This window comes from Craterilacuibacter sinensis (assembly GCF_009831765.1).
Taxonomy (GTDB): domain Bacteria; phylum Pseudomonadota; class Gammaproteobacteria; order Burkholderiales; family Chromobacteriaceae; genus Craterilacuibacter; species Craterilacuibacter sinensis.
This window is the reverse complement of record NZ_WSSB01000001.1, coordinates 218,252-244,191: the sequence shown is the minus strand read 5'-3', so window position 1 is coordinate 244,191 and position 25,940 is coordinate 218,252. Positions and strand designations below refer to the sequence as shown.

24 protein-coding genes and 1 pseudogene are annotated in these 25,940 nt (G+C 59.2%); 11 read left to right on the top strand and 14 right to left on the bottom strand.

Translation table 11 applies throughout. The features are described from left to right. Nucleotides 1–27 precede the first annotated feature (27 nt). The 5 genes from hscA (at nt 28) to udk (ending at nt 3,875) form a co-directional block, all read left to right on the top strand. Entirely contained in the window at nt 28–1,887 is a 1,860-nt protein-coding gene (hscA, locus tag GQF02_RS01240; RefSeq protein WP_160794308.1) for a Fe-S protein assembly chaperone HscA, read from the top strand. 12 nt (nt 1,888–1,899) lie between these two features. Beyond that, complete coding sequence (gene fdx, locus GQF02_RS01235) at nt 1,900–2,241, top strand: ISC system 2Fe-2S type ferredoxin (RefSeq protein WP_124734105.1); 342 nt, start codon at nt 1,900–1,902, stop codon at nt 2,239–2,241. Nucleotides 2,242–2,263: 22 nt separating this feature from the next. Then, nucleotides 2,264–2,458, top strand: a complete 195-nt coding sequence (iscX, locus tag GQF02_RS01230) for a Fe-S cluster assembly protein IscX (RefSeq protein WP_160794306.1) — start codon at nt 2,264–2,266, stop codon at nt 2,456–2,458. 91 nt (nt 2,459–2,549) lie between these two features. Beyond that, nucleotides 2,550–3,188: a glutathione S-transferase family protein gene (locus GQF02_RS01225; RefSeq protein WP_160794304.1), complete on the top strand. Its 639-nt coding sequence runs from the start codon at nt 2,550–2,552 to the stop codon at nt 3,186–3,188. Between the two features lie 72 nt (nt 3,189–3,260). Next, nucleotides 3,261–3,875 carry a uridine kinase gene (gene udk / locus GQF02_RS01220; protein WP_124734102.1) on the top strand — a complete coding sequence of 205 codons (615 nt, stop codon included), beginning with the start codon at nt 3,261–3,263 and terminating at the stop codon, nt 3,873–3,875. Nucleotides 3,876–3,949: 74 nt separating this feature from the next. Here the strand turns inward: udk and GQF02_RS01215 are convergent, their stop codons facing one another. Further along, the gene (locus GQF02_RS01215) at nt 3,950–5,479 is read right to left on the bottom strand and encodes a fumarate hydratase (RefSeq protein ID WP_160794302.1); all 1,530 of its coding nucleotides are present in this window, start codon (nt 5,477–5,479) and stop codon (nt 3,950–3,952) included. 157 nt (nt 5,480–5,636) lie between these two features. Here GQF02_RS01215 and GQF02_RS01210 point away from each other — a divergent pair, with 157 nt between their 5' ends. The 6 genes from GQF02_RS01210 to GQF02_RS01185 all read left to right on the top strand — a co-directional run bounded on the left by GQF02_RS01210 (nt 5,637) and on the right by GQF02_RS01185 (nt 11,335). Beyond that, entirely contained in the window at nt 5,637–6,239 is a 603-nt protein-coding gene (locus tag GQF02_RS01210; RefSeq protein ID WP_160794300.1) for a TetR/AcrR family transcriptional regulator, read from the top strand. 93 nt (nt 6,240–6,332) lie between these two features. After that, nucleotides 6,333–7,427, top strand: a complete 1,095-nt coding sequence (gene nemA, locus GQF02_RS01205; protein ID WP_160794298.1) for an N-ethylmaleimide reductase — start codon at nt 6,333–6,335, stop codon at nt 7,425–7,427. Between the two features lie 72 nt (nt 7,428–7,499). Next, the gene (locus GQF02_RS01200; RefSeq protein WP_160794296.1) at nt 7,500–8,183 is read left to right on the top strand and encodes a type 1 glutamine amidotransferase domain-containing protein; all 684 of its coding nucleotides are present in this window, start codon (nt 7,500–7,502) and stop codon (nt 8,181–8,183) included. 121 nt (nt 8,184–8,304) lie between these two features. Beyond that, nucleotides 8,305–9,153 (top strand): phosphoserine phosphatase SerB, encoded by an 849-nt coding sequence (gene serB / locus GQF02_RS01195; RefSeq protein WP_220789265.1) that lies wholly within the window; start codon nt 8,305–8,307, stop codon nt 9,151–9,153. A gap of 14 nt (nt 9,154–9,167) precedes the next feature. Next, nucleotides 9,168–9,668, top strand: a complete 501-nt coding sequence (locus GQF02_RS01190) for a PilZ domain-containing protein (RefSeq protein WP_160794292.1) — start codon at nt 9,168–9,170, stop codon at nt 9,666–9,668. A 365-nt stretch (nt 9,669–10,033) separates the two neighbouring features. Beyond that, nucleotides 10,034–11,335 carry a serine/threonine transporter gene (locus GQF02_RS01185; protein WP_124734095.1) on the top strand — a complete coding sequence of 434 codons (1,302 nt, stop codon included), beginning with the start codon at nt 10,034–10,036 and terminating at the stop codon, nt 11,333–11,335. A gap of 82 nt (nt 11,336–11,417) precedes the next feature. Here GQF02_RS01185 and mpl read toward each other — a convergent pair whose 3' ends face one another. The 13 genes and pseudogenes from mpl to GQF02_RS01120 all read right to left on the bottom strand — a co-directional run bounded on the left by mpl (nt 11,418) and on the right by GQF02_RS01120 (nt 25,937). Beyond that, nucleotides 11,418–12,788: a UDP-N-acetylmuramate:L-alanyl-gamma-D-glutamyl-meso-diaminopimelate ligase gene (gene mpl, locus GQF02_RS01180; protein WP_160794290.1), complete on the bottom strand. Its 1,371-nt coding sequence runs from the start codon at nt 12,786–12,788 to the stop codon at nt 11,418–11,420. A 139-nt stretch (nt 12,789–12,927) separates the two neighbouring features. Continuing rightward, nucleotides 12,928–14,226 (bottom strand): adenylosuccinate synthase, encoded by a 1,299-nt coding sequence (locus tag GQF02_RS01175; protein ID WP_124734093.1) that lies wholly within the window; start codon nt 14,224–14,226, stop codon nt 12,928–12,930. Between the two features lie 34 nt (nt 14,227–14,260). After that, the gene (locus GQF02_RS01170) at nt 14,261–15,412 is read right to left on the bottom strand and encodes an ATP phosphoribosyltransferase regulatory subunit (protein WP_160794289.1); all 1,152 of its coding nucleotides are present in this window, start codon (nt 15,410–15,412) and stop codon (nt 14,261–14,263) included. 92 nt (nt 15,413–15,504) lie between these two features. Then, nucleotides 15,505–16,380, bottom strand: a complete 876-nt coding sequence (gene hflC / locus GQF02_RS01165) for a protease modulator HflC (RefSeq protein ID WP_160794288.1) — start codon at nt 16,378–16,380, stop codon at nt 15,505–15,507. A gap of 3 nt (nt 16,381–16,383) precedes the next feature. Further along, on the bottom strand, nt 16,384–17,607 hold the full coding sequence (gene hflK, locus GQF02_RS01160) for an FtsH protease activity modulator HflK (RefSeq protein WP_160794287.1): 1,224 nt from the start codon (nt 17,605–17,607) through the stop codon (nt 16,384–16,386). Next, nucleotides 17,594–18,733: a ribosome rescue GTPase HflX gene (gene hflX, locus GQF02_RS01155; RefSeq protein ID WP_160794286.1), complete on the bottom strand. Its 1,140-nt coding sequence runs from the start codon at nt 18,731–18,733 to the stop codon at nt 17,594–17,596. The genes hflK and hflX overlap by 14 nt, the downstream gene beginning before the upstream one ends. Before the next feature lie 85 nt (nt 18,734–18,818). Further along, on the bottom strand, nt 18,819–19,085 hold the full coding sequence (hfq, locus tag GQF02_RS01150) for an RNA chaperone Hfq (RefSeq protein WP_124734088.1): 267 nt from the start codon (nt 19,083–19,085) through the stop codon (nt 18,819–18,821). Nucleotides 19,086–19,341: 256 nt separating this feature from the next. Next, a pseudogene (der, locus tag GQF02_RS01145) lies at nt 19,342–20,718 on the bottom strand (ribosome biogenesis GTPase Der); the annotation flags it as partial. Nucleotides 20,719–20,732: 14 nt separating this feature from the next. Continuing rightward, the gene (gene bamB / locus GQF02_RS01140; RefSeq protein WP_160794284.1) at nt 20,733–21,869 is read right to left on the bottom strand and encodes an outer membrane protein assembly factor BamB; all 1,137 of its coding nucleotides are present in this window, start codon (nt 21,867–21,869) and stop codon (nt 20,733–20,735) included. Nucleotides 21,870–21,872: 3 nt separating this feature from the next. Further along, nucleotides 21,873–22,502 (bottom strand): YfgM family protein, encoded by a 630-nt coding sequence (locus tag GQF02_RS01135; protein WP_160794283.1) that lies wholly within the window; start codon nt 22,500–22,502, stop codon nt 21,873–21,875. Nucleotides 22,503–22,518: 16 nt separating this feature from the next. Next, the gene (gene hisS, locus GQF02_RS01130) at nt 22,519–23,790 is read right to left on the bottom strand and encodes a histidine--tRNA ligase (RefSeq protein WP_160794281.1); all 1,272 of its coding nucleotides are present in this window, start codon (nt 23,788–23,790) and stop codon (nt 22,519–22,521) included. Between the two features lie 40 nt (nt 23,791–23,830). Beyond that, a complete protein-coding gene (gene ispG, locus GQF02_RS01125) occupies nt 23,831–25,111 on the bottom strand; it encodes a flavodoxin-dependent (E)-4-hydroxy-3-methylbut-2-enyl-diphosphate synthase (protein ID WP_124734083.1) in 1,281 nt (426 codons plus the stop codon). A 7-nt stretch (nt 25,112–25,118) separates the two neighbouring features. After that, nucleotides 25,119–25,937, bottom strand: a complete 819-nt coding sequence (locus tag GQF02_RS01120) for a helix-turn-helix domain-containing protein (RefSeq protein ID WP_160794279.1) — start codon at nt 25,935–25,937, stop codon at nt 25,119–25,121. Between the last annotated feature and the right edge of the window lie 3 nt (nt 25,938–25,940).

Sequence of the window (25,940 nt, the reverse complement as noted above, 5' to 3'; positions counted from 1 at the left end):
CTCGCACGACAAAGACCCGAAGACGCCATGGCCCTATTGCAAATAGCCGAACCCGGCCTGTCAGCAGCACCTCATCAGCATCGCCTCGCCGTCGGCATCGACCTTGGCACCACCAACTCACTGGTCGCCACCGTGCGCAGCGGCACGGCAACCGTCCTGCCCGATGCCCACGGCCGCAGCCTGCTGCCCTCGGTCGTGCGCTACCTGAGCGATGGCCAGAGCGTGGTCGGCATCGATGCACAAGCCGAACAAAGCCGCGACCCGCATAACACCATTGTCTCGACCAAACGCTTTATGGGGCGCAGCCTGTCCGATATCGCCGAAGCGGCGTCCCTGCCCTACCGCTTTATCGATACGCCGGGCATGTTGCAGATCCAGACCCATAGCGGCGCCAAAAGCCCGGTCGAAGTATCGGCCGAAATCCTCAAGACCCTGCGTCTGCGCGCAGAAGCCAGCCTGGGGGGCGAGCTGACCGGAGCCGTCATCACCGTGCCGGCTTATTTCGATGATGCGCAGCGTCAGGCCACCAAGGATGCTGCGCGTCTGGCGGGACTTCATGTCTTGCGCCTGCTGAACGAACCCACTGCTGCGGCTATCGCCTATGGTCTGGACAATGCCTCCGAAGGCACTTACGCCGTCTATGATCTGGGCGGCGGCACGTTGGATGTATCCATCCTCAAGCTGACCCGTGGCGTATTCGAAGTCCTGTCCACTAGCGGCGACGCTGCCTTGGGCGGGGACGACTTCGACCACCGCATCTATTGCTGGATACTGGCCGAAGCCGGCCTGTCCGGCTTGAATCCCCAGGATACCCGCTTGCTGCTGACCCGCGCACGCGAAGCCAAGGAACATCTGAGCGAACACAACGATGCCCGCATTACCGCCATCCTGTCCGATGGCCAGGCGCTGGATCTTGTGCTGGCACAGGACACCTTCCATAACATCACCCGTACCCTGATCGACAAGACACTGCTGCCCATGCGCAAGGCGCTGCGTGACGCACGCATCGCGGCGGCCGATATTGCCGGCGTAGTCATGGTCGGCGGCGCCACACGCATGCCGGCCATCCAGCAAGCCGTCGGCCAGTTCTTCGGCCAGCCGCCGCTAACCAACCTCGACCCGGACAAGGTAGTCGCGCTTGGTGCGGCCATTCAGGCCAACGTGCTCGCCGGCAACAAAGCCGGCGACGACTGGCTGCTGCTGGACGTGAACCCGCTGTCGCTCGGCATCGAAACCATGGGCGGGCTGACCGAGAAGATCATCCCGCGCAACACCACCTTGCCGGTGGCGCGCGCGCAGGAGTTCACCACCTTCAAGGACGGCCAGACAGCCATGAGCATTCATGTGCTGCAGGGCGAGCGCGAACTGGTGGCAGATTGCCGCTCGCTGGGGCGCTTTGTGCTGACCGGCATTCCGCCCATGGTGGCCGGTGCGGCGCGCATCCGCATCAGCTTCCAGATCGACGCCGATGGCCTGCTGTCGGTATTCGCCCGCGAACTGACCTCAGGCGTTGAAGCCAGCATCACCATCAAGCCCTCTTACGGCCTGTCGGATGACGACATCAGCCGTATGCTGACCGAATCAATGGATCACGTGCAGGATGATATCCAGGCGCGCAAACTGCGCGAAGCCATCGTCGATGCCCAAAGCCTGATGGATGTCACCCGCACCGCACTAGAGAGCGATGGCGATCTGCTGGACAACACAGAACGCGCACAGGTCGATACTTGCCTGAATGCGGTCGAGGGCGCGATTGCCCTTGGCCATACCCGCGCCATCAACGAAGCCACCGCTGCGCTGAACCACGCCACCGATACCTTTGCCTCACGCCGCATGGATCGCAATATCCGTCGCGCGCTTAAAGGCCACAATATTGCAGAACTCTAAGGACTGACCGTCATGCCCCGTATTATCGTGCTCCCCAACGCCGACCTGTGCCCGGATGGTGCCGTACTCGACGATGTTGCCAACGGCACCAGCATCTGCGATGCCCTATTGGCCCACGATATCGAAATCGAGCACGCCTGCGAAAAATCGTGCGCCTGCACCACCTGCCATGTCATCGTGCGCGAAGGCGGCGAATCGCTGAACGAAGCAGACGAGCTGGAAGAAGATATGCTGGACAAAGCCTGGGGACTGGAAGCACAGTCGCGCCTGTCCTGCCAGGCACTGGTCGACGGACAGGATCTGGTGGTCGAGATCCCGCGTTACACCATCAACCACGCCCGCGAACACCACTGAGCCCACGACACTGGAGAGCGCCATGAAATGGTCTGATATTCACGACATTGCCGCCGAACTGTACGACACGCATCCCGATGTCGACCCGAAAACCCTGCGCTTTACCGACTTGCACAACTGGGTCATCGCCCTGCCCGGCTTTGACGACGACCACAGCCGTGGCGGCGAAAAAGTACTGGAAGCGATTCAGCAAGCCTGGATAGACGAGGCCGAGTGAGGCCTGCCACAAGCGAGTTTGATTAACACCCCGTCCTGCACGGGGTGTTTTTTCATCTAGAATGCATTATTTGTCCACTGGAGTCCCCACCATGTTCAGACTGGTTATCGCCGACAAGAATTTTTCTTCCTGGTCACTGCGTCCGTGGCTGGTGCTCAAAATGCTGGCAGAACCGTTCGAAGAAATTCCGCTACGCCTGTACCAGCCGGATACACATGCACGTATCCTGAAGTTCAGTCCCAGCGGCAAGGTGCCGGCCCTGCTCGACCATCAGTTGTGCATCTGGGATTCGCTGGCTATTTGCGAATATCTGGCCGAATGTTTTCCTGCTGCCGGCCTATGGCCGCGCGAAGCCACCGACCGCGCGACTGCGCGCGCCATTACCGCCGAAATGCACTCGGGCTTTAGCGCGCTGCGCCAGAACCTGCCGCTGAATGTGGTCGCGCAATATAGCGGTCTTAGCTTTGACGAGGCGACACAGGCCGACATCCAGCGCATCAGCCAAATCTGGCAATCGCTGCGCCATGACCATCAGGACGGCGGCCCCTTCCTGTTTGGCGGCTTTACCATCGCCGACGCCATGTATGCACCGGTGGCACTGCGCTTTGCCAGCTATGGCGTAAGCCTGCCTCCACTGGCTCAGGCTTACGCCGACCATATGCTGGCACTACCGGCCATGCAGCAATGGGTAGCAGAAGCCAGAGCCGAACAGGATGGCAAGGATAGTTGATTTTTCCGCAAGGTGATGGCGCGCTCTTTATTAGAGTTTGCTAAACTGTCGTGCTTATTCGGGAGCAGCACTATGAGTACACCCTTTATCATCGGCGTGGCCGGTGGCAGCGGTAGCGGCAAGACCACCGTCACCCGCAAAGTTGTTGAAACGATAGGCAGCGACAAGGCAGCCGTCATCATTCAGGACAACTACTACCGCGACCAGAGCCATCTGACGATGGAACAGCGCCTGCACACCAACTACGATCATCCGCATGCCTTTGACTGGCCGCTGCTGATCGAACACATTGATGCCCTGAAAAACGGCGTGCCGATCGAAATGCCGATTTACGACTTTGCCAACCACACCCGCGCCCCGCAGACCGAAACCGTGGTCAGCGCACCGGTCATCGTGATCGAAGGCATTTTCGCGCTGTATGACTCGGCACTGCGCGATCTGATGTCACTGAAGATCTTTGTCGACACCGATGGCGATGTGCGTTTTATCCGCCGTCTGCAGCGCGACATTGCCGAGCGTGGCCGCACCATGGCCAGTGTGATCGAACAATATCTGGGTACGGTTCGCCCAATGCACAACCAGTTTGTCGAGCCAACCAAACGCTTCGCCGACGTCATTCTGCCGCATGGCGTCAACGACCCGGCAGTCGATTTGATTACCGCACGGGTAGGCAATCTGTTGAAGTAAGGGTCAGCCCCGGGTACGACACCACGTAAAAAAAGCCGGAACGAATTCCGGCTTTTTTGTATTTTCCGCCAAGATCAGGCCGTCTTGACCGGAATCTTGTTGCCGATCTTGACCCGCCATTCGGCCGGGCCGCTCTGGTGGACCGACGAGCCCTGGCTGTCGACCGCCACCGTCACCGGCATGTCTTTCACCTCGAACTCGTAAATCGCCTCCATGCCCAGATCGGCAAAGCCGACCACACGCGAGCCCTTGATCGCCTTGGATACCAGATAAGCTGAACCGCCAACGGCCATCAGATACACCGACTGGTGCTTCTTGATCGCATCTATCGCTGCCGGACCACGCTCGGCCTTGCCTATCATGCCCAGCAGGCCGGTCTCGGCCAGCACCTGTTCGGTGAACTTGTCCATGCGCGTAGCGGTAGTCGGGCCGGCCGGGCCGACCACTTCGTCGCCGACCGGATCGACCGGGCCTACGTAGTAAATAAAGCGCCCGGCCAGATCCACCGGCAGTTGCTCGCCCTTGTTGAGCATATCGACGATGCGCTTGTGCGCGGCGTCGCGGCCGGTCAGCATCTTGCCGTTCAGAAGCAGCACCTCGCCCGGCTTCCAGCTCGCCACCTCCTCGCGGGTGACGATGTCCAGATTGACTCGGCGGCCACCGGCAGTGCCGTACTCGATCTGCGGCCAGTCTTCCAGCTTGGGGGCTTCCAGTTGTGCCGGGCCCGTGCCGTCCAGATGGAAATGCACATGGCGCGTGGCGGCGCAGTTGGGGATCATCGCCACTGGCAACGAGGCTGCATGGGTCGGGTAATCCATGATCTTGACGTCCAGCACCGTAGTCAGCCCGCCCAGACCCTGTGCGCCGATACCCAGCGCATTGATTTTTTCCAGCAGCTCCAGACGCAGCTCTTCGACGCGGGTCAGCGTCTCGCCGCGTGCGGCTTTTTCCTTGACCAGATGGATATCCACCGGTCCCATCAGGCTTTCCTTGGCCAGCAACATCGATTTTTCCGGCGTGCCGCCGATGCCGATGCCCAGAATACCCGGCGGACACCAGCCGGCGCCCATGGTCGGAATGGTCTTGAGTACCCAGTCAACCAGCGAGTCCGACGGGTTGAGTGCGACAAACTTGGACTTGTTCTCCGAGCCGCCACCCTTGGCCGCGCAGATCACCTCGACGTGATCGCCCTCGACAATCTCGTAGTGCACCACCGCCGGGGTATTGTCCTTGCTGTTAGTTCGTTTGCCAGCCGGGTCTAGCAGCACCGAAGCACGCAGCTTGTTGTCAGGGTTGAGGTAGGCACGGCGCACACCCTCGTTCACCATCTCCTGCACCGACAATGTCGCATCCCAGCGCACATTCATCCCGACCTTGAGGAAGACCACGGCGATACCGGTATCCTGACAGATAGGGCGATGGCCTTCGGCGCACATGCGGCTATTGACCAGAATCTGTGCCATCGCATCCTTGGCAGCCGGGCTTTCTTCCGCCAGATAGGCTGCGTACAGCGCGTCGATAAAGTCCTTGGGGTGGTAATACGAGATGTACTGGAAAGCGTCGGCAATGCTCTGGATAAAATCATCCTGGCGGATAGGGCGCATCGGGTTTCTCCATGGTTTGGGCTTCAGGCCGTTACCCCTCAGCAGCAGGGCGCGGCCTGTTTCGTCATTGGCCGCTATTGTAGAATGCCCATACGATATACGTCACGCCTGATTATGGCACTTGCAATTAGACGACCGGTCTAATAAGATGCGTTCCATGTCCAGACACCCGCTCTACCCTGACACTCAGGCCCATATCCTTGATACCGGCGAGATGCTGATCCAGCACCGCGGCTTTACCGCGCTGGGCTTGGCCGAACTGCTGCGCGAGGCCGGCGTCCCCAAGGGCTCGTTCTACCACTATTTCAAGTCGAAAGAAGACTTCGGTGTTGCCCTGCTCAGCCGCTACTTCGCCGATTACGATACCGCCTTGCAGCTTGGCCTGGGTGAAAACGCGCCCGGCAACCAGCGCGAACGCCTGCTGGCCTATTTTGCACGCTGGGTCGAGCGCGCCGAGTGCCACGATCACAGCAATACCTGTCTGGCGGTCAAGCTGTCGGCCGAAGTCTCCGATCTGTCCGAGCCTATGCGTGAAGTGCTCAAGCGCGGCATGGATCAGGTCATGGCCCGTCTGGCTAGCGCCATCCAGGCCGGCATCGCGGAAGGATCGCTGGCACCACACCCCCAGCCGGGAGTACTGGCCGAATCACTCTACGCCAACTGGCTGGGCATGGCCTTGCTAAGCAAGGTTGCACGCGACAGCACGCCACTACGCCGCCTGTTGGTCGAAACAGCACAACGCTTGCAAGCTGAGCCTTAACAGATCCACACCCCTTAAACCAAACTGCCAGCCGTCTTTTGATGTACTGGCACACACAACAACTAGCCGACCGGTCTAATCAAGGAAGAAAACATGCAACTCGACAAACTGTTCACCCCGCTGACCATGGGTGCTGTCACCCTGAAAAACCGCGTACTGATGGCACCACTGACCCGTCTGCGCAATACCGAGCCGAGCGATCTGCCAACCGACCTGGCCCGCGACTATTATGTGCAGCGCGCCAGCGCCGGCCTGATCATCAACGAAGGCACCCATATTTCCCCTACCGCCAAAGGCTATGCCGGCGCACCCGGCATCTATAGCGAAGCGCAGGTTTCCGCCTGGCGCGATATCAATCAGGCCGTCCACCAAGCCGGCGGCCTGATGGCCATCCAGCTGTGGCACACCGGCCGCATTTCGCACACCAGCGTGCAGCCGCATGGTGAAGCACCACTGGCGCCTTCGGCGATTGCAGCCCAAAGCAACACCAATATCCGCGATGAAAACGGAGACCTGGTGCGCGCGCCCTGCTCCACGCCGCGCGCACTGGAAAGCGCCGAAATCGAAGACCTGATCGAAGACTACCGCCGCGCTACCGACAATGCGCGCCGCGCAGACTTCGACCTGGTCGAGATCCATGGCGCCCACGGCTACCTGCTCAACCAGTTTCTGTCACCGGAAGCCAATACCCGCACCGATGCCTACGGCGGCAGCATCGAAAACCGCGCCCGCCTCTTGCTTGAAGTCGTCGATGCCGTCGTCGCTGAATGGTCGGCCGATCGCGTAGGCATCCGTATTTCGCCGCTGGGCGTGTTCAACGGCCTGTCCGATGTCGGTCAGGAAGACATGGCGCTGTATCTGGCTGACGAACTGGCCAAACGGAATCTGGCTTATCTGCATATCTCCGAGCCGGACTGGGCCGGTGGTCCGGCCTACAGCGAAGCGTTCCGCCAGACGCTGCGCGCCCACTATCCGGGCTGCATCATCGGTGCCGGCGGCTACACTGCAGACAAGGCTGAAGCCTTGCTGGAGAAAGGCTATATCGATGCCGCCGCCTTTGGCCGCAGCTTTATCGCCAACCCGGACCTGCCGGCACGCCTGCAAGCAGGGGCAGAACTGAATGCACTGAATCCGGCGACGCTCTACGGCGGTGGCGCCGAAGGCTATACCGATTACCCTGCGTTGTAAGCGATCGCGTCATCAACGCGTCACACTGCGCACACAAGCTGAGCACTGCCACCCCCTTTAAAGGAGAGCACGATGAAACGCGTTCTGTTTGTTTTGACCAGCCACGACAAGCTGGGGGACACCGGCCACCGTACCGGCTTCTGGATTGAAGAGTTTGCCGCACCCTATTACCTGCTGCACGATGCGGGCGTCGAGGTGACGCTGGCGTCCCCCCTGGGGCTGCAGCCGCCGATCGATCCAAAAAGTGCCCTGCCCGAGTTCCAGACCCCGGCCACCGTGCGCTTCAATGCCGACACTGTGCTGCAGGACAAACTGGCGCACACCCTCACCCTCAAGGAAATCGAAGCGGCAGACTTCGATGCCGTGCTCTACCCCGGCGGTCACGGCCCGCTGTGGGACCTGACCAATAACGAAGCCTCCATCTTGCTGCTGCAATCTTTCGACCGTCAGGGCAAACCGATTGCTGCCGTCTGCCATGCGCCGGCCGTCCTGCTACATGCCAAGAAAAGCGATGGCACACCCTTGGTCGCCGGACGTCACGTGACCGGCTTTACCAATGGCGAAGAAGCCGCGGTCGGTCTCACCCACATCGTGCCCTTCCTGCTGGAAGATGCGCTGATCGACGCAGGCGGCCTCTACGCCAAGGGCGCGGACTGGGGCGTCTTTACCCAAGAAGACGGCCTGCTCATCACGGGGCAAAATCCGGCTTCCTCTGAAGCTGTCGCCATGAAACTGCTGGGCCTGCTTAACGCCTAAGCCGGATAAAGCGGCATCGGCAACACCCGATGCCGCTTCTTGCTGTTTTCCGGCACGCCCTTATCCTGCTCCCGATTTACACATGGCATAATCCGCACACAAACTTACTTGTGTGAGCACCATGTCCTATCACCTTATAGTCCAGGCCCCCCAACTCAACGATCAGGCCTTGCAACAGCTAGCCGGCCTTGCCGGCGCCAGCCATATCCAGCGCCTGTCCGCCTCCCGCGCCCGCCTGTCTCCTGCCTCCCCCACCGCACGCGCAGTGCTCATGGCTACGGCACAGACACTGGCGGTCGATGTCGCGCTCATGCAGGATGGACTGCACTTTTCCGATTTCGGCTTATTGGTGTCGGACATGGACTCGACGCTGATCACCATCGAGTGCATAGACGAAATCGCCGACATGCTGGGCATCAAGCCGCAGGTGGCCGCCATTACCGAGCGCTCGATGCAGGGCGAGCTAGACTTTGCCCAGTCGCTGACCCAGCGCGTGGCCTTGCTTGAAGGACTGGAAGAGGCCGCGCTGGAGCGCGTCTATCGCGAACGGCTGCAACTCACCCGTGGCGCCGAAACCCTGCTGGCTGCATGCAAGGCACACGGCGTGCGCTTTATGCTGGTCTCCGGCGGCTTTACCTTTTTTACCGAACGCCTCAAGGCGGAGCTGGGGCTGGACTACGCTTACGCCAACGAACTCGAAATTGTCGACGGCCGCCTGACCGGGCGCATCAAGGGCGGGATTGTGGATGCGGCCGCCAAACGCCAATTGCTGATCGCCAAACGCGAGGAACTGGGCCTGCGTCCGGAACAGGTGATCGCGATGGGCGACGGGGCCAACGACCTGTTGATGCTGGCCGAAGCCGGGCTGGGCATTGCCTTCGACGCCAAACCGGTGGTGCGGGCACAGGCAGACGTCGCCATCAACCATGTCGGGCTGGAGGGGGTCGTCGGCCTGTTTGAAGCTCTGTGAGCAGAAAGACCAGTATGCTGCCCGAACTCGACACAGTCTCCTTCGACGCCGACCTGCCGCTGGGCCTGCGCCCGGCACAGGACTACAGCAGCAAGCTTGCGCGCGAGACGCGGCTGGCATTACGGGTGCTGGCCGCGCCAACCGGCACCCCGGACGGCGCCGACCCGCTGCTGCAGCGACTGGAAGCCAAGCTCGATCTGGCACTGGAAGTCGCGCTACTGTCCCGCTACCCGGAAAGCGCCCCCTTGCACGCCTGCCGTCTGGGCCTGAACAGCCTGGCCTGGCATAGCAGTCAAGACCAAAGCCCCGGCGAGACTCTCCTGCTTGAGTTAAGCCCGCATGCAGACTCGGCGCTGACCCTGTTTCTGCCGGCTACGGTACTGGCCAGCCAGCGCCAAGGGCCGCAAGCCTATGCAATCACGGCTTCAATCGAGGATGCCTTAAGCGAAAACACCCGTCCTTTGTGGGAAAAGTGGATTTTTCGACGTCACCGCGAACAAATTTGCCGACGTTAACAAGTATTCATTTTCGAACAAGATAACCCTGCTCCCGCCTGTAATTTCCAGGCAGACACCAGTAAACCATGCAAATAACCGCAAACGAACCGACAAAGTCACAAATCGAACAAAACAAAAATTAAAATACATAAAATGAGCACCCGCACACTGTTTGCGAGTGCTCATTTTTTATTGATCTTAATAAATAAATGATAATAAAATGATCTTAATAAATAGAAACAATTCTGATTACGGGCATAAAAACCCAAATAAGCGGGCGGGCAAACAGCGTTTAATGTCAGTACCACGTGAACACTGACATCCAGCGCAGGCTTTATCGCCAGACAATAGCAACAACCATTTACGCATTACGGATAATAAACATGACTCACGAAGCCGTCGCCACACCGGACAACAAACCGTCCAGCTCGCATGTCAAAGCCACTCTGCCTGCTTTCCCGGCCTGGAATAGCCGCGATACTACCTGGATGCTCAGCCTGTTCGGCACCGCTGTCGGCGCCGGCATTCTGTTTCTGCCTATCAACGCAGGTATGGGCGGTTTCTGGCCGCTGGTACTGATGGCGCTGTTGATCGGCCCGATGACCTTCCTCGCCCACCGCGGTCTGTCGCGCTTTGTCTGCTCGTCGGCCAAAGAAGGCAGCGACATCACCGAAGTCGTCGAAGAGCACTTCGGCGTAGGTGCGGGTAAAGCCATCACGCTGCTCTATTTCTTCGCGATCTACCCTATCGTCTTGATCTACGGCGTCGGCATCACCAACACCGTGGACAGCTTTATCGTCAACCAGCTGGGCATGGAGTCGCCACCGCGCGCGCTGCTGTCCATCGTGCTGATCATGGGCATGATGTCGGTGATGCTGGCCGGCGAAAAGCTGATGCTCAAGGTGACCCAGTTCCTGGTGTACCCGCTGGTCGGCATTCTGGCCTTTATGTCGCTGTATCTGATTCCTGACTGGAAAATGGATGCACTGATGGTGATGCCGTCGGCTGTCGATGCCCTGGGCACCGTGTGGCTGACTATCCCGGTTCTGGTATTTGCCTTTAACCACTCGCCAGCCATTTCCCAGTTTGCCGTCGCCCAGCGCCGCGAATACGGCGTACATGCCCGCAAGAAGGCCGACCAGATCCTGCGCAACACATCCTTCATGCTGGTCGGTTTCGTGATGCTGTTCGTGTTCTCTTGCGTGCTGTCGCTGACCCCGGCCCAGCTGGCAGATGCCAAAGCACAGAACCTGCCTATCCTGTCCTACCTTGCCAACGTGCATAACAGTGGCTTTGTTTCCTACTTCGGTCCGCTGGTTGCTTTCGTTGCCATCGTCTCCTCCTTCTTCGGCCACTATCTGGGTGCGGCAGAAGGCATGAACGGCATCATCGTCAAGCAGATGCGTAGCAGCGGCAAGACTCCGGACGCCAAGAAGATCAACCGCTTCATCCAGGTATTCATGGTACTGACCATCTGGGCCGTTGCCGTGATCAACCCTAGCATTCTGGGCATGATCGAAGCTCTGGGCGGTCCGATTATCGCGGCCATCCTGTACCTGATGCCGATGTACGCCATCAGCAAGATCCCGGCGATGAAAGAGCATCGCGGTGCGATCAGCAATGTGTTTGTTGTCGCAATGGGTCTGCTGGCAATGACCGCCATTTTGTTCGACTTCATCAAGTAAGCTGCATACGATCAGCACAGCGCTGACATGAAAAAAGGAGGCCCGTTCAACGGGCCTCCTTTTTTACATCACATAGCGCGCTTTAAGCGAGCGCCACCAAAAGCTTGCCGTGTATCCCGCCAAAGCCGCCATTACTCATCACCAGAATCTGGTCACCCGGCCGCGCTTCGGCCACTACGGCAAAAAGCAAGGCATCCAGGTCATCAAAGCTGGCCGCAGCATTCCCCAGCGGCGCGAGTGCCTGTACCGGGTCCCAGCCCAGATTGGCACCATAGCAATACACCAAATCGGCATCACCCAGCGAGCCTGCCAGCGCATCCTTCATCGCGCCGAGTTTCATGGTATTGGAGCGGGGCTCCAGCACCGCCAGAATGCGTGCATTGCCCACCTTGGCGCGCAGACCGGCGACCGTAGTGGCAATCGCCGTCGGGTGATGGGCAAAGTCGTCATACACGGTCACCCCGTTCGCTACGCCTTTCACCTCCATGCGCCGCTTCACATTCACAAAGCGGGACAAGGCATCGATACTCTGCTTGACCGTCACGCCGGCATGGCGTGCCGCGGCAATTGCGGCCAGTGCATTCAGACGGTTGTGCTCCCCCATCAGGCCCCAGCCTACCCGGCCCTGCTGCACGCCATCCAGCAACACCTCGAAGCTGCCGTCAGCGGCGACATCCCCCACCTGCCAGCCGCCATCGACACCGAAAGGCTCGACCGGCGTCCAGCAACCGCGCGCCAGCACCCGCTCCAGCGCGGCCTCGCGGCCATTGGCCACGATCAGTCCTTTGGACGGCACGGTACGCACCAAGTGATGAAACTGGGTCTCGATCGCCGGCAGATCGGCAAAAATATCGGCGTGATCGAACTCGAGATTGTTCAGCACGGCGGTGCGCGGGCGGTAGTGTACAAACTTGGAACGCTTGTCGAAAAAAGCAGTGTCGTATTCGTCGGCCTCGATCACGAAAAACGGGCTTTCGCTGGCCGGATCCTGCTGTGGCGAGCCTGGCAGGCGGGCCGAGATACCGAAGTTCTCAGGAATGCCGCCAATCAGAAAGCCCGGAGCCAGACCGGCATCCTCCAGTATCCAGGCCAGCATGGCACTGGTGGTGGTTTTGCCATGGGTGCCGGCCACCGCCAGTACCCAGCGCCCCTGCAAGACATGCTCGGCCAGCCACTGCGGGCCGGAAATATACGGCAGGCCGCGATCGAGGATCTCTTCCATCAAGGGTTTGCCGCGCGTCACCACATTGCCCACCACATACATATCCGGCTCCAGCACAATCTGCTCGGCGCCAAAGCCTTCGATAAGCTCGATGCCCATCGCTTCGAGTTGGGTACTCATCGGCGGGTAAACATGGGTATCGCAACCGGTGACGCGGTGCCCCGCCTGCTTGGCGATGGCGGCAATACCGCCCATAAAAGTGCCACAAATGCCTAGGATATGGATGTGCATGGAAAACGTCGCGTAGATAAGGCCATAAGGCCGAAAAACGCAAGCTTACGCACGAAGCGCGTCACTCTCAAGCATACGGTGTCGCTGGAAATGCAAAAAGACCCGCCAGGCGGGTCTTTTTATCGGGGCAGAACAGCGCTTACAGGCCGTAAGGATGTTGCAGCACGATGGTTTCTTCGCGATCCGGACCGGTAGACACGATGGCAACCGGTGCACCGCACACTTCGGCGATGCGGGTCAGGTAAGCCTGAGCATTGGCCGGCAGCTTATCCCAGGTTTTGGTCCCGAAAGTCGTTTCGCTCCAACCCGGCATCACTTCATAGATAGGCTCGCACTTGCTGACCGCATCCGAACCGAACGGCAGGATATCGATCTTCTTGCCATCAAGCATATAGCCCACGCACAGCTTGATCTCTTCCAGACCGTCCATTACGTCCAGCTTGGTCACGCACAGGCCGGTTACGCCATTGATCTGGATGGAGCGCTTGAGCGCGGCAGCATCGAACCAGCCGCAACGACGCGGACGGCCGGTGACCGAGCCGAACTCATTGCCACGCTCGGCCAGGAAAGCACCGATTTCGTTTTCCTGCTCGGTCGGGAATGGACCGGAACCTACGCGGGTGGTGTAGCCCTTAACGATACCCAGCACATAGCTGAGCATTTGCGGCGCAACACCGGCACCCGGTGCAGCAGCACCGGCTACGCAGTTGGACGAGGTCACAAACGGGTAGGTACCGTGATCGATGTCCAGCAACGTACCTTGCGCACCTTCAAACAGCAGCGGCACGCCAGCAGCGTTCTTGTCGTACAGCGTACGCGACACATCGGCAACCATAGGCTTGATGCGCTCGGCCAGCAGCATGGTCTGCTCGAGGATGGCCTCGAAGCTGACCGGATCGGCCTTGTGGTATTGGGTCAGCTGGAAATTGTAGTAATCGACATTTTCCTTGAGCTTGGCCGCGAAAGCCTCGCGGTCGAACAAGTCAATCACGCGCAGAGCACGGCGAGCGACCTTGTCTTCGTAAGCCGGGCCGATGCCGCGACCGGTGGTACCGATCTTGCCGGCGCCCTTGGCCAATTCACGCGCCTGATCCAGTGCAACGTGGTAAGGCAGGATCAGCGGGCAGCCTTCGGCGATCTTCAGGCGCTTGTCAACATCGACACCGGCAGCGAGCAGCTCGTCGATTTCTTTGAGCAAGGCTTCAGGCGACAGCACCACACCGTTACCGATGAAGCACTCAACACCGGCGCGCAGGATGCCGGACGGGATCAGGCGCAGGATGGTCTTCTTGCCGTTAACGACCAGGGTGTGGCCGGCATTGTGGCCGCCCTGAAAGCGCACCACGGCTTCAGCGTGATCGGTCAGCCAATCGACGATCTTGCCCTTGCCTTCATCACCCCACTGGGTACCAATTACCACTACGTTCTTGTTGGACATCGGAAGCAACCTCTTCTTCTCGGTCAAAATGAGTTCAATGAAACGGAACGATCTGCCAGCCTTCGCTCGTTGCCACCAGTTCACGGTCGCAGCCCAAGGCTTCGGCAGATTCGCCCAGATAATCCAGTACCACGATCTCGCCGGTCGCGCGTAAACGCGCCACTTCGTTTGATGCATCAGGCAACTGGCGTGCAGCCACCCGGATGCCGCGCGCAGGATGACGCGCAGGCAAAATACGAATCAAGTCGCGCAGATCCAGACTGAAACCGGTAGCCGGACGCGCACGGCCAAAGCGCCGGCCGACATTATCGTAACGGCCGCCACGCGCCAGTGCATCGGACCAGCCCGGCGCATAAGCGGTGAATAGCAAACCGGTATGATAGAAACCGCTGCGCAATTCGGCCAGATCAAAGCTTAGCTCGACCTTGCCCTGCAAAGCGCGGGCAATAGCCGACAACTGCATCAAGCCCAGCTCTATCTCGGGCAGGGACGGCAGGCGTGAACGCGCGCTTTCCAGCATGCTGGCCGGGCCATACAGCTCGGGCAAAGCGATAAAAGCCGAACGGTAAGGCTCGGCTACCCCGGCAACCAGCTCGCGGATTGTGGCGCCATCCTTGCTTTGCAGCGCGGCAAACAGCTCGCGGGCACTCGTAGCATCCAGTGCGGCGGCGGCAACCAGACCACGGAAAATCGCGATATGGCCGACGTCCAGACGGATATTCTCCACCCCGCCCAGACGCAAGGCGTCCAGCATCAGACCTATCACTTCCAGATCCGCCTCGATGCCGGCGTAACCATAAAGCTCGGCGCCCACCTGCAAAGGCTCGCGCGAACTCATCAGCCCGTTCGGGCGCGCATGCACCACACTGCCGGCGTAACACAGGCGCGTGACGCCGGTACGCTCCGACAGCAGGTGGGCATCGATACGCGCCACCTGCGGTGTGATGTCGGCACGCAGACCCAGTTGCCGGCCGGACAGATGGTCATCCAGCTTGAAAGTCTTGATATCGAGCGCACCATCGTCTTCCGACACCAGTGCCTCGATATATTCGATCAAAGGCGGAGAGACCAGCTCGTAGCCTGCGGTGCGGAACTGCTCCAGCATCGCCGCCTTGGCGGACTCCACCTGACGTGCGGTTGCCGGCAAAATGTCGGCAATATGTTCGGGTAACAGCCAGTTGCGCATGTTTGAAATCGCTACACAATAAAAGGCGGGAGACACTCCCGCCTTGGCTTTAACGAATCAGCCGGTTATCCGGCTGATAACGGATGATATTACTACTTTCCAGCTGCCGCTGGGTTCTTGAAATACTTGAAGAACGCGGAGTCAGGCTGCAAGACCATTACATCGCTCTTGTTCTTGAACGATTCCTTGTAGGCCTGCATGCTACGCCAGAACGCATAGAACTCGGGATTATTGCCATAAGCCTGCGCATAAATCGCACCCGACTTGGCATCGCCCTCACCCTTGATCCGCTGCGCATCCTTGTAGGCTTGCGACAGAATGATCTCGCGCTGACGATCGGCATCGGCACGGATACGTTCGGCCTCGGCAGCACCTTCACTGCGTAGCTGGCTGGCAACGGTCAAGCGTTCGGAACGCATGCGCTCGTACACGGACGTGCTGATTTTATCCGGAAAATCGACGCGCTTTAAGCGCACATCGAGAATTTCGACGCCCATTTTACGTGCTTCTGCATCAGCGCGCTGCTTTACTACCGCCATCACCTGTTCGCGCTTGCCGGAAATCACATCAGAAACATCCTTCTGACCGAACTCGGCGCGCAAGCCGTCATTGATGATCTGCTTCAGGCGCGACACGGCCGCCAGCTCGTTGCCACCCACGCTCTTATAGAACTGCTCGACATTGACCACGCGCCACTTCACATAGCTGTCGACCAATACGTTCTTTTTCTCGCGCGTATTAAAGAGCTCGGGCGCTTCGGCGTCGATAGTCTGCGTACGCTTGTCAAAGTAACGCACATTCTGCAGGAAAGGCACTTTGAACTGTATGCCAGGCTTGGAGATGATGCGTACCACCTCACCAAACTGGAACACCATTGCATACTGGCGCTGATCCACGGTAAACATCGACATGGAAAGCAGCAACAGGCCCGCGACCAGCGCGACCAGGGTCGGTATCAGTTTATCCATGGTTTACTCCTCGCCCGTAGTTTCAGCAGTCCGCCCGGCGCGGTCTGTCAGGTCACGCCCGCTGCGGGCAGGGGCAGCGGCAGCCGGCTTGGCCGCCACGGCAGGCGCAGGCGCAGCGGCAGACGCCGCCTGGGCAGGATTAGCTCCCGGTGCCGCTTGCTGCATCAACTTGTCCAATGGCAGATACAGAAGATTACCACCGCCTTTCTGGTCAACCACGACCTTGGAGGTATTGCTCATGACCTGCTGCATCATGTCGTAGTACATGCGATCACGCATGACCTTGGGTGCCTTGGCGTACTGTGACAGTACCGAGGTGAAACGCGAAGCATCACCCTCGGCATTATCAACCACCCGCTGACGATAGCCTTCGGCCTCTTCCATCAGACGCGATGCCAGACCCCGGGCTTTAGGAATCACATCATTGGCGTAAGCCTGCCCTTCGTTGCGCAGCTTTTCCTTGTCCTGACCGGCTTTGACCGCATCATCAAATGCCGCGCTAACGGCCTGTGGCGGCTGCACGTCGTTGATGTTGACCTTGGCAATACGAATGCCGAGCTTGTAACGATCCACAATCTGCTGGATCAGTGTCTGGGCTTCGACCGCAATCTGGGCTCGCCCCTCGTTCAATACAAAGTCGACCTTGTTACGCCCTACCACCTCGCGGATAGCCGTCTCGGCTGCCTGCTTGACGATGTCCTTGGCGTCTTTTTCCCGTGCAGCATTATTGAACAGGAAATCCTTGGCATCCTTGATATCGTATTGCACCGAGAACTGGACATCGATGATGTTCTGGTCGTCGGTCAGCATCAGCGCTTCTTCCGGAATACGGTTTTTGGCGCTGCCGCGGTAGCCAATCTCCAGACTGCGCACCTCGGTCAGGTTGACAATCTCGACCTTCTCGAACGGGTAAGGCAAATGCCAACCCAGACCAGGTCCGGTAGTACGCGAGTAGCTGCCCAGACGCAAGACCACACCTTCTTCGCTGGCATCCACGACATAAAATCCGCTACCCAGCCACAGGGCAGCCACCACACCCACGACTGCCAGTGCGCCACCACGGAATATGCCGCCTGGAGAAACTTCAGGGCTAGGACTACCACCCGTGACCGGCGGCTTGGCACCCAGCAGGCGCGAAAGCTTCTGATTCAGGCGGCGAAAAATTTCGTCCAGGTCAGGCGGGCCGTCGTTACCTCCACGGCCTCGGTTCGGGTCAAATTGTGACATCGCAATCGGGGTCTTTTTGGTTAGGTTCTTGGGGTAAATCATTTGAAACAAGTAGGGCAATGGCTGTGCGCAAGAGTTCCAGCCCCTCACCAGTCAATGCAGAAACACGAACAGAAACCGGTCGCCCGCTATCATCGTACTCGATTTCGGGCGGCAAACCACGTAAATCCGTCTTATTCCACACCATCAGCTGTGGAATCGTGTCGGCACCAATTTCAGCCAGCACCTGATTCACCGCCGCTACCTGCTGCTCGCGCATGCTGCTGGCAGAATCCACCACATGCAGCAAGAGATCGGCCTGCACGGTTTCTTCCAGCGTGGCGCGAAAAGCAGCCACCAGCGTATGTGGCAAATCTCGAATAAAACCGACGGTATCCGACAAGACAATAGAGCAATCCTGATTCAGATATAAACGCCGGCTGGTAGTGTCCAGGGTGGCAAACAACTGGTCGGCGGCATAAATGCGCGCCTTGGTCAGGCTATTGAACAAGGTCGACTTGCCGGCATTGGTGTAGCCGACAATGGATACCGAGGCAAAACCGGCACGGATACGGCCACGGCGCTGGGTATGACGCTGCTTTTGTACCTGAACCAGCCTATCCTTCAGCATCTTGACCCGGTTACCCAGCAAACGGCGATCGGTTTCCAGCTGGGTTTCCCCTGGGCCGCGCAGGCCGATACCGCCCTTTTGCCGCTCAAGGTGGGTCCAGCCGCGTACCAGTCGCGTCGCCAGATGCGACAGCTGCGCCAGTTCGACCTGCAGCTTGCCCTCATGGCTGCGTGCACGTTGTGCAAAGATATCGAGAATCAGGCTACTGCGGTCTATCACCCGGCACTGCAGCGCACGCTCCAGGTTGCGCTCCTGTCCTGGCGACAACTGGTGATTGAAAATCACCACATCGGCCTCGCTGGCCCTCACCAGAGCAGCCAACTCCTCGACCTTGCCTTTACCGGCAAATAAGGCCGGATCCGGACGGCTGCGCTTGCCGCGCAGCACACCGTGGATACTGACGCCTGCACTCCTGACAAGGTCGGTGCATTCCTGCACGCCCTCCTCATAGTCGGCCTCACCAAAATCCAGACAAACCAGAATGGCCTGGTCGCCCTGATCGGGACGATCGAACACGGCTTCCCCGTCTTTAAAAAAGATAGGGGCTGAAGAAAACGCCTGCCGGCGAATCCGTCAGCCCTTAATGGCACCAAAAACTGAATCAGCCTTCGGACTGGGCTTCTGCCTTGGCAGCGGCCCCCGGACCATCATGCGGAATGCTGACTGCACGGGCGGGCACAACGGTGGAGATGGCATGCTTGTATACCATCTGGGTCACAGTATTCTTCAGCAGCACCACATACTGATCGAAAGACTCGATCTGACCTTGCAGCTTGATGCCGTTCACCAGATAAATGGAAACTGGCACGTGCTCCTTGCGCAGAATGTTCAGAAACGGGTCTTGTAGCATTTGCCCTTTAGCGCTCATTTTTATTCTCCAAACTTCGTAAATTGTTTTCGTTCAAGATAAACACAACGGTGCCAAAATTCTTTTTAGCAGAAAAAATACCGACGTACTATCTCTTGGTTCGATTCTTAGCTACCGCCTTGCCGCCGGTTTTGGCTGCAGGCTTGGCGCCAGGTCGGCCAAACGGCTTGGCAGCCACCTTGCCATCGGCCTTGCTTTTGGCCGGTACGCGCGCCTTGACTGGCAGCTTTTCCTTCTCTTTGGCCTGCTCGCGCGCCTTGGCTTCCGCCTTGTTCGCCGCACGCTGTTTCAGCATGCTGAGCTTGCCGCCGCTGGCTTCAACCTCATACGGGTTGACGCTGGACTTGTATTGTACCCTGAGCGGCGTGCCTTGCAGCTGGAAAGCTTTACGATACAGGTTTTCCAGGTAACGAGTGTAGCTATCCGGCACACTATCCAGCGAATTGCCGTGAATCACGATAATCGGCGGATTCATGCCGCCCTGGTGCGCATAACGCAACTTGGGACGGGTCAAGCCTATCCGTGGCGGCTGCTGGCGTTCGATAGCCAGTTGCAGCAAGCGGGTCAGCTTAGGCGTTGGCAGCTTGCTCATGGCGGCGTTGTAAGCGGCATCAATCGACTTGAACAACTCCCCTACTCCCTTGCCTTCCAGCGCAGAGATATAGTGGAACTTGGCAAAATCAAGGAAGGCCAGCTTGCGCGCGACATCGCGGTGGATCTTCTCTCTTTGCTCGTTATCGAGGTGATCCCATTTATTCACCGCCACCACCAGTGCGCGCCCAGCCTCCAGCGCGAAGCCGGCAATGGTTGCATCCTGCTCGGACACATCCTGCTGCGCATCCAGCACCAGCACAGCCACATTGGCATCCTCGATCGCCTGCATGGTCTTGATCACCGAGAATTTCTCAATGGTTTCATTGACCTTGCCACGACGGCGCACGCCAGCGGTGTCGATAATGGTGTAGTTGCGGTCTTCGCGCTCGAAATCGATATAGATGCTGTCGCGCGTGGTACCGGCCTGGTCGAACGCAATCACGCGCTCTTCACCCAAAATGGCATTCACCAGCGTCGATTTTCCGACATTAGGGCGTCCGATGACGGCAAATTTCGGATGCTTGCTCGCCTCTTCTTCCGTCGCATCAGGGAAACGCTCAAGCACGGTTTCGATCAGTTCGCGCACGCCATCGCCATGCGAGGCCGACAGCGCATACGGGTCACCCAGTGCCAGCTCGTGGAACTCGGCGGCCGCCATGGCCGGGCTCATGCCCTCGGCCTTGTTCACTACCAGAAAAATCGGCCGCTGGCTCTGACGCAAGCGGTTGGCAATCAGCTTGTCTTGCGGTGTCAGACCACTACGGCCATCAACCAGGAACACAATGGCGTCCGCTTCATCCACGGCCTGCAGGGTCTGGCGTGCCATTTCCCACAGAATGCCATCGTCGACCACGGGCTCAAAGCCGCCGGTGTCGATCACCAGGTAGGGCTTGCTACCCATGCGGCCATGACCATAGTGACGGTCACGGGTCAGACCGGGCTGGTCAGCAACCAGCGCGTCACGGGAACGCGTCAGGCGGTTAAACAGGGTTGACTTGCCCACATTGGGACGGCCAACCAGTGCGATTGTCGGTTTCATTAATTCAGACTTGGTTAATTCAGTACGGCCAAACGGCCGTTGCGACCTTGCACATAGGCAGCGTCACCCAGCGACACAGGCTGGCTGAGGGTTCCTTCGGCTCCGGTACGCGTGCGACCGATCAGGCGGCCGTCCTCGCTGGCAAGAAGGTGAGCGTAACCTTCGCCATCCAGTACCAGAATATTCTTGCCCAGCATTACCGGTCCGCTGACATCACGGTAGCGCAGAGCATCGTTTTTCCACAAATTGCGTCCGGTCTCGATATCAAACGCCCAGATCGCGCCATCTTCACCGGTCACATAGGCCGCGCGACTGTCCAGCGCCAGCCCCCGGCTACTTGCCACTTCCCGCGCCCAGACCAGATTGCCGCCGCGCGCATCAAAGCACGCCACACGGCCCTGATAGGCAACCGCACACACGCGGCGACCATCAAACTGTGGCTGGCTGACCACATCGGTCACGCGCTCAAGCTCGCTACCGCCACGCGGCGAAGCAACGGTGCCTTCCCACAAAGGGGCACCGGACTGCAGATTGTAGACGGCCAGCTTGCCACCGGCTATCCCTGTAACCAGAACCTCCTTGCCTATGGCCAGCATCACCGGAGTGGTGGCGCGTACCATCAAGGAAGGCGGTGCCTGCCATTGCGTCCAGATGGACTTGCCATCCTTGGCATCAAACGCGGTCAGACGCCCATCTGCAGCATGCGTCACCACCATGCCGGCGGCCAGTACCGGCGGCTCGGACAACACGCTGGTCAACTTCTGACGCCACAACACCTTGCCCGTTGCGTCCACAGCAAGCAGCTCACCCTTGTCGTTACCGACAAAATAGGCCCCTTCCCCTGCAGCGACACCGGCGCCCAGTGTTTCGCCCTTCACTCGGAATTCGGCATTTTTCTTGCCGGTTAAGGCGTCCAGCAGCACCACTTCGCCGTTATTACCGCTAGCAGCCAGTACCCCCTGATAATGAGCAGGGACAAACAGCCCCTGACTCGCCTCGGGCACACGGGCCTGCCATTTCAGATTGAGCGCATGAGTCTGCTCAATTTTGGCAAGCGGGGTCGGCTCGTAAGCCTGGGCGCCTTCAAACCAGCTGGCACAACCGGCCAAAAGCGAGGAAACGGCAATAGCGGCAAAGGTATGGCGTAGCATCAATCAGCTCCCGATCGCATCAATTTTGGCTTGCACGAATTCCCGCATCGGGTCTTCTGCGCTTTGCTTGGCCAGTGCGGCCTTATAAGCATCCATCGCAGCCTTATGGTCGCCACGGGCGAACAGGACATCCCCCTTCATATCGAGAAAGAAGCTGTCAAAACCAGCCGGGTGCTCTGCATTCAGCTCGGCCAGCGCGCCATCATACTGCTTGAGATCCAGCAATACCGCAGCAAGACGCAGATGGGCAATGGCCAGCACCGAAGGTTCCTTGGTATTGCCAATCACCCACTTAAGCTGGCTCTGCGCCATCGCCAGATCGTTTTTTTCAAATGCCAGCTTGGCTGCCAGCAGCGAAGCGCGTGGCGCATAGGATGTCGAGCCGTACTCCTGCTGCAAGCTGCTGGTAATCGAACGGATCTTGGCCAGATCACCACCAGGCGCGGCACTTTCCAGCTGGGCAAATACGGCCGAGGCTTTTTCCGCACGCTCACCCTGATACAGATGCCAGCCCTTGAAGCCAAGATAAGCGGCACACGCGACCAGCACGGCGGCGGCCAGCCACTTGCCCCACTGCTGCCAGAAGGTACGCATCGTGTCTATCTGTTCCTGCTCCTGCAAGTCGAATGCCATGGTGCCCCTCCCCTATTTATGATTTCAGACGTGCCAGTGTCAGCGCAAGCGCATCCACCGCCACCACTTCCTGAGCCAGCTCGGTACGCAGCGGTTTCACCGCCACTGTACCGGCTGCCATCTCGTTTTCACCGACGATCAGCGCGAATTCCGCACCCGAGGCATCGGCCTTTTTCATTTGCGACTTGAAGCTGCCATCGCCCAAGTGCTGGATCACCGAATAGCCAGCCTCGCGCAAGCTGCGCGCTACGCGCATGCCATACATGGCCGCGCCCTCGCCCTGCTGTACCAGATAGACATCCACTGCGCGTGCCTTGGGCAGCAAATCCTTGGCGGCCAGCAGCAGCAACACACGCTCCATGCCCATGCCAAAACCGATGCCTGGGGCAGGTTTGCCGCCCAGCTGCTCGGTCAGGCCATCATAACGGCCACCGGCGCAGACCGTACCCTGCGCGCCCAGTTCGGTCGTTACCCATTCGAACACGGACTGGTTGTAATAATCCAGACCTCGCACCAGGCGCGGGTTTTCCACGAAGCGGATACCCAGCGCACCAATCATCGCCTTCCAGCCCTCGTAATGGGCACGGGAGGCCTCCCCCAGATAGTCGATCAGGCGCGGCGCGGCATTAGCCATAGCCTGCAAGGCTGGATTTTTGGTGTCCAGCACGCGCAGGGGATTGCTGTACATGCGGCGCTTGCCGTCCTCGTCGAGGCTATCCGCATGCTGCTCAAGATAGGCCACCAGCGCTTCGCGATGCGCCGCACGCTCTTCCTTATTGCCCAGCGTATTGATTTCCAGCTGCACACTGTCCTGCAAGCCCAAACGCTGCCACAGATCAGCCGTCAGCAGGATGATTTCGGCGTCGATATCCGGCCCGGCGAAGCCCAGCGCCTCGATACCCACCTGATGGAACTGGCGGTAACGTCCTTTTTGCGGGCGCTCGTGGCGATACATCGGCCCCTGATACCACAGTTTCTGCGTGGCGTTATACAGCAGATTGTGTTCGACCACGGCACGCAAGGTGCCGGCCGTGCCTTCCGGACGCAGCGTCAGACTGTCCCCATTCAGGGCATCGGTGAAGGTATACATTTCCTTCTCGACGATATCGGTCACCTCGCCGATAGAGCGCACAAACAAGGGCGTCGCTTCGACGATAGGGGTGCGGATATTCTGATAGCCATAATCGGCCAGCAACTTGCGCAACACCCCTTCAAAATACTCCCACTGGTGCGACTCGGCCGGCAGCACATCGTTCATGCCGCGAATCGCCTGAATTTTCTGAGCCATGATCTTTTCTTGTTAAATCAAACCACTGTTGCAGGACGGATCAAACCGCCGCCCTGATCGGAATCACTTTCGAGCCTGATGCGCGGCGCTTGCTGCCACCCTCGCCATAACGGCTTGCCACATAGTCGTCGACCAGCACCTTGAACTCGGCGGCAATAGACTCGCCCTTGAGCGTCACGGTTTTCTCGCCGTCCACATACACCGGCGCCACTGGCACTTCGCCGGTTCCGGGCAGCGAAATACCAATATCGGCCAGCTTGCTCTCGCCCGGACCATTGACCACGCAGCCCATGACCGCCACCTTCATCTCTTCCACGCCCGGATATTGCAAGCGCCATACCGGCATGGACTCGCGCAGATAGGTCTGGATACTGTCGGCCAGTTCCTGGAATACGGTACTGCTGGTGCGGCCACAGCCGGGGCAGGCGGTGACCAAAGGCACGAAACTGCGCAAGCCCATAGTCTGCAGCAACTCCTGCGCCACAATCACTTCGCGCGTGCGCGACTCGCCCGGCTGCGGTGTCAGTGAGATACGGATGGTGTCGCCTATGCCTTCTTGCAAAAGCACAGCCAAAGCCGCACTGGAGGCGACAATGCCCTTGCTGCCCATGCCGGCTTCGGTCAGGCCCAGATGCAGCGGAAAATCGCAGCGGCTAGCCAAGTTACGGTAAGCGGTAATCAGATCCTGCACATGGCTGACCTTGCACGACAGGATAATATTGTCGGCTGGCAGCCCCAGCTCCATCGCCTTGTCCGCACTTTCCAGCGCCGACACAATCAGCGCTTCGCGCATCACCGCGTCCGGCGGCAACGGCTGGGCCAGGCGTGCATTGTGATCCATCATGCGCACCACCAAGGCCTGATCCAGACTCCCCCAGTTCACTCCGATACGCACCGCCTTATCCAGCTCCATGGCGGTACGCACCATAAAGGCAAACTTTTCGTCGCCACGCGCACCCTTGCCCACATTGCCCGGATTGATGCGGTATTTGGCCAGCGCACGGGCACAGTCCGGATAGTCTTTCAGCAGCTTATCGCCATTGAAATGAAAGTCGCCCACCAGCGGTACACTGCACCCCAGATCATCCAGCCGCTGCCGCACTTCGGCGACGGCGGCTGCGGCCTCCGGGCTATTGACGGTAATACGCACCACTTCGGAGCCGGCCTCGGCCAGCTCGTACACCTGAGCGGCTGTCGCCGCCGCATCGGCCGTATCGGTATTGGTCATCGACTGCACCAGCACCGGTGCATCGCTACCTGTTATCAGGTGGCCGATACGAACCTGGCGTGTCACGCGACGGGGAATGCCATAACTATCCATAGATGCCTCAATCCAGCTTGAGCGTGGCGGTCGAGCCACGAATCTTGCCGGTCATGTCCACCGGCTGCCCCTTGTAGATCACAGTCACATGGCTTGCATTGCCGATGCGTACACGGTAAGGCGGCGTGCCGGCCAGTGTTTTTTCTTCGCCCGGCATCAGGCTGCCAAACATCAGCTTCTGCCCCTTGGCATCCGTCACCGAGACCCAGGACTCCTGAGTGCTGGACAAACGCAGACCGGACTCAGGCGACACCGCAGGCTCTACCTTGACAGCAACAGCAGGCGCAGAGGCGACAGGCTTGGCGGCAGCTGGCGCAGATGCCTGCGGCACCTCCTCCGTCACAACATCTACTGCAGCGGGCTGCTCCACGGTCAGCATCGGACTCAAGTCCCCCGGGCTTGCCGGCGCTTCTTCGCTACCCGGCTGGGTAGAGAACCACCAGCCTGCAGCAGCAATGGCACCAGCGGCCAGCAGCGCCAGCAAGAGTCGGGGCGCACCCCAGCGGCCAGCCTCGGTATCGCTCTGCACTTCTTGCTGCGAAATAGCAAGCTCGGCATCCAGTGGAGGAAAAGCCTCATCCAGCAGGCGCATCAACGGCACAGAGTCAAGGTTCAGGAAACGGGCGTAATTGCGCACAAAGCCGCGCACAAAAGTTGGCCCCGGCAAAAAGGCATAATCATCGCGCTCGATGGCCTCCAGCTGGCGCACCGACAGTTTCAGGCGTTCGGCCACATCACCCAGACTCAGTTGCTGTGCCTCACGCGCCCGCTTTAACTGCATACCGACGGAGACGGTGTCCCCTATTCGCTTATCAGCTGGTTCCATCAG

What these genes read in the sequence shown, in the direction of transcription:
- hscA (WP_160794308.1), top strand. Translation starts at nt 28, where the DNA reads ATGGCCCTATTGCAAATAGCCGAACCCGGCCTGTCAGCAGCACCTCAT.
- fdx (WP_124734105.1), top strand. Translation starts at nt 1,900, where the DNA reads ATGCCCCGTATTATCGTGCTCCCCAACGCCGACCTGTGCCCGGATGGT.
- iscX (WP_160794306.1), top strand. Translation starts at nt 2,264, where the DNA reads ATGAAATGGTCTGATATTCACGACATTGCCGCCGAACTGTACGACACG.
- GQF02_RS01225 (WP_160794304.1), top strand. Translation starts at nt 2,550, where the DNA reads ATGTTCAGACTGGTTATCGCCGACAAGAATTTTTCTTCCTGGTCACTG.
- udk (WP_124734102.1), top strand. Translation starts at nt 3,261, where the DNA reads ATGAGTACACCCTTTATCATCGGCGTGGCCGGTGGCAGCGGTAGCGGC.
- GQF02_RS01215 (WP_160794302.1), bottom strand. Translation starts at nt 5,479, where the DNA reads ATGCGCCCTATCCGCCAGGATGATTTTATCCAGAGCATTGCCGACGCT.
- GQF02_RS01210 (WP_160794300.1), top strand. Translation starts at nt 5,637, where the DNA reads ATGTCCAGACACCCGCTCTACCCTGACACTCAGGCCCATATCCTTGAT.
- nemA (WP_160794298.1), top strand. Translation starts at nt 6,333, where the DNA reads ATGCAACTCGACAAACTGTTCACCCCGCTGACCATGGGTGCTGTCACC.
- GQF02_RS01200 (WP_160794296.1), top strand. Translation starts at nt 7,500, where the DNA reads ATGAAACGCGTTCTGTTTGTTTTGACCAGCCACGACAAGCTGGGGGAC.
- serB (WP_220789265.1), top strand. Translation starts at nt 8,305, where the DNA reads ATGTCCTATCACCTTATAGTCCAGGCCCCCCAACTCAACGATCAGGCC.
- GQF02_RS01190 (WP_160794292.1), top strand. Translation starts at nt 9,168, where the DNA reads ATGCTGCCCGAACTCGACACAGTCTCCTTCGACGCCGACCTGCCGCTG.
- GQF02_RS01185 (WP_124734095.1), top strand. Translation starts at nt 10,034, where the DNA reads ATGACTCACGAAGCCGTCGCCACACCGGACAACAAACCGTCCAGCTCG.
- mpl (WP_160794290.1), bottom strand. Translation starts at nt 12,788, where the DNA reads ATGCACATCCATATCCTAGGCATTTGTGGCACTTTTATGGGCGGTATT.
- GQF02_RS01175 (WP_124734093.1), bottom strand. Translation starts at nt 14,226, where the DNA reads ATGTCCAACAAGAACGTAGTGGTAATTGGTACCCAGTGGGGTGATGAA.
- GQF02_RS01170 (WP_160794289.1), bottom strand. Translation starts at nt 15,412, where the DNA reads ATGCGCAACTGGCTGTTACCCGAACATATTGCCGACATTTTGCCGGCA.
- hflC (WP_160794288.1), bottom strand. Translation starts at nt 16,380, where the DNA reads ATGGATAAACTGATACCGACCCTGGTCGCGCTGGTCGCGGGCCTGTTG.
- hflK (WP_160794287.1), bottom strand. Translation starts at nt 17,607, where the DNA reads ATGTCACAATTTGACCCGAACCGAGGCCGTGGAGGTAACGACGGCCCG.
- hfq (WP_124734088.1), bottom strand. Translation starts at nt 19,085, where the DNA reads ATGAGCGCTAAAGGGCAAATGCTACAAGACCCGTTTCTGAACATTCTG.
- bamB (WP_160794284.1), bottom strand. Translation starts at nt 21,869, where the DNA reads ATGCTACGCCATACCTTTGCCGCTATTGCCGTTTCCTCGCTTTTGGCC.
- GQF02_RS01135 (WP_160794283.1), bottom strand. Translation starts at nt 22,502, where the DNA reads ATGGCATTCGACTTGCAGGAGCAGGAACAGATAGACACGATGCGTACC.
- hisS (WP_160794281.1), bottom strand. Translation starts at nt 23,790, where the DNA reads ATGGCTCAGAAAATTCAGGCGATTCGCGGCATGAACGATGTGCTGCCG.
- ispG (WP_124734083.1), bottom strand. Translation starts at nt 25,111, where the DNA reads ATGGATAGTTATGGCATTCCCCGTCGCGTGACACGCCAGGTTCGTATC.
- GQF02_RS01120 (WP_160794279.1), bottom strand. Translation starts at nt 25,937, where the DNA reads ATGGAACCAGCTGATAAGCGAATAGGGGACACCGTCTCCGTCGGTATG.